Source organism: Pelatocladus sp., from assembly GCF_059505505.1.
In genome coordinates, this window is sequence record NZ_JCACKS010000194.1 from 1 (window position 1) to 2337 (window position 2337).

4 protein-coding genes are annotated in these 2337 nt (G+C 40.4%); 1 reads left to right on the forward strand and 3 read right to left on the reverse strand.

Features of this window, described 5'->3' with window-relative positions; genetic code table 11:
• Positions 1–146: 146 nt before the first annotated feature.
• Positions 147–878, forward strand: coding sequence for an alpha/beta fold hydrolase (locus AC5JMK_RS14990; RefSeq protein WP_495910454.1), 732 nt, complete (start codon positions 147–149; stop codon positions 876–878).
• 59 nt (positions 879–937) lie between these two features.
• Here AC5JMK_RS14990 and AC5JMK_RS14995 read toward each other — a convergent pair whose 3' ends face one another.
• The 3 genes from AC5JMK_RS14995 to AC5JMK_RS15005 all read right to left on the reverse strand — a co-directional run.
• Positions 938–1399, reverse strand: a complete 462-nt coding sequence (locus AC5JMK_RS14995; RefSeq protein WP_495910455.1) for a hypothetical protein — start codon at positions 1397–1399, stop codon at positions 938–940.
• Between the two features lie 2 nt (positions 1400–1401).
• Positions 1402–1692, reverse strand: a complete 291-nt coding sequence (locus AC5JMK_RS15000; RefSeq protein ID WP_495910456.1) for a hypothetical protein — start codon at positions 1690–1692, stop codon at positions 1402–1404.
• Positions 1668–2337, reverse strand: a 670-nt coding sequence (locus AC5JMK_RS15005; RefSeq protein ID WP_495910457.1) for a class I SAM-dependent methyltransferase, incomplete at its 5' end; no start/stop codon positions are given. The genes AC5JMK_RS15005 and AC5JMK_RS15000, both read right to left, overlap by 25 nt.

The following is a 2337-nucleotide window of genomic DNA, read 5'->3' on the forward strand; positions in this document are numbered from 1 at the left end:
TCTGGATAAATTTCAAACATAGTTGTTTTTCTCTATCCAGAGTGATGAAAGAGCGTTAATAGCTAATTGCCTTGATTGCTGTTAGCTATTAACAGCCTTAACTAGAATTTTAGAGCTTTAATTAATAGTAATAGTAGGATAAATTCATGTCTCCTGAGCCAGATGCTATTTGGTTGAATACAAGCCCTAGTTTGTTATGTTTTGCTCAACCACTTTTGTGTGAATTGTCACGTAATGTAACTATTGCTCGGTGGGAATATAGCCAAACTCAGGATGAAGCAAGTTCCTTAGATGTTGCTATAGAGTTGCTTTGTGATTATCTCCAATCCATTAATCAACCAGTACATTTGATAGGTCATAGTACGGGAGGATTATTAGGACTACTATATACACGTCGATATCCAGAAAAAGTTAAATCTTTAACCCTATTAGCTGTAGGTGCTGATGCTGCTGTTGACTGGCAAGCTCATTATTATGCTCATCTGCCTTACTTGAGTCGGCGAAAGATTCTAAGTGCAATGGTGTGCAACCTATTTGGTTATCACAATGAAAAAACCGTTAAGCGCCTAGAAAGGCTTTTAGAGCGAGATAAGAATTGTTCACTTTCGCCTCACTCTTTGTTTAAACGCTTAAGCGTGCCTCCAGCTCCAGTTCCTGTTCCCTTAATGGTTTGTGGTAGCACTGACGACATCATTGTAGAACCTGATGCTCTGCAAGGATGGCGACCATTTTTGATGGAGGACGATTGCTATTGGGAATGTCAAAAAGGAAGACATTTTTTTCACTTTTTCTACCCGAATCTTGTAGCTGAACAGATTCTTGATTTTTGGCAATCTCTACGTCAATTGGATTCAGTTTGTTGGAGTCTGAAAGTATAAGCAATAGCAATTTGAACAATTAGAATAATAAGTTTCACACTATCAGAATTTATATTGAATTAATCTTGACGTATTTTTTCTTCGTTCAAGGAGGTGAATATCGGTTGGAATTCTGCCCATTCTTTGCATACAGTTTGGTAACATTGCGGTGGTGTAATTGGTAAATTAGTTAAATAGAAAAACCCAGCTTGATGACCGTATTCCAACAAAAATACAACATCTTTTTCGGGATTATACTTATCTACAGCTTCAAGAATATGAGCATTCATGAAGTGTCTTTGCAACAGTACGGTATCGGGTGCTGCCAACCAAGCATTTAAGAAAGCTGCGAGGTTTTTACGCGGGATAAAATGCACTTTAAATGTTTCGCCAGCAATACTTAAATGCGGGGAATTGGTACTGCAAATTACTACACCGCGTTCTCCTCCTAAATAGCCAACCCAAGCGTTGTACCCAATTGCCAATAAATTAGTGGCGATAAAATCTTGTTGCCAATCTTGGGTGTTGATTTTTGTGGTCATCTTTAATTAACCTCATGAATTGATAACTGCCAAAGTTGGATAGAATAACACAGATGGCTCTCAAAAATAGCGCGTGCTGCTAATCCCTCAGCAATTGGCTTTTCTAGCCAACGCTTAAATGCCCAACGTCCGATCGCGTATAATGGTGGGAGTGCGATCGCTACAACATCAGCAATATATTTAACTGTAGTCAACCCAAAAGTACGGAAGTTATCAACACACAAGTCAATCGTTGGCGCAACGGACGCAGAAATGTCTTCCGTCTTGATTAAGTTGAATCCAGACTGTGACAACGCCGCCTGGAGTTCACTGGCGACATGACAATTAGGGATCTCCAAGTAATAAAATGCCCAGCCGTATTAAATATATTTTGGCCAAGCCCAAAGTAGAGCGCGCTTTCGCCCTTCAGGCGAAAGCGACGGCTGGGCATTTTATTATTTGGAAAGGCCTTAGAAAAAATACCTTTTTGGTATTCAGCATCAAAACGCATCATATCTGCAAGCAGCAGGTAGCCACCGCTATCCAGTAAACGAGCCGCACCTTGAGCTAAATCGTCAACAGCGATATACTGGCTGCTTTCACTCAACAGAACTAAATCGTAGGAGTTTGAGGAGTGAAAATCTTCAAATCTCGTTAAGTAGAAAGGAACTCGACCCTTGGTATTCTTGATAAATCTCTCTTGTTGGAGTGCATCAGGTGCTAATCCCTCAACAATGAAACCGCGATCGCACAAATACACTGCATTCCCACCAATCCCGCAACCGACATCTAGCACAGTTTTTACACCCTCTGGGATAAAACTCAAAAGTTTAGCTGTATATGCTGACTGAGCCACACGTAAGCGAGTCAGAGTTAATTCTTCACCGCTTTTAGGTAGTGGTTCCCAATAAGCTGTTATGCATTTAAATTGTGATGACAGCGTCGCCTTTATTTTTGAG

Bases quoted from the DNA above. Each gene is read 5' to 3' on its own strand.
- AC5JMK_RS14995 (WP_495910455.1), bottom strand. From the start codon at position 1,399: ATGACCACAAAAATCAACACCCAAGATTGGCAACAAGATTTTATCGCC.
- AC5JMK_RS14990 (WP_495910454.1), top strand. From the start codon at position 147: ATGTCTCCTGAGCCAGATGCTATTTGGTTGAATACAAGCCCTAGTTTG.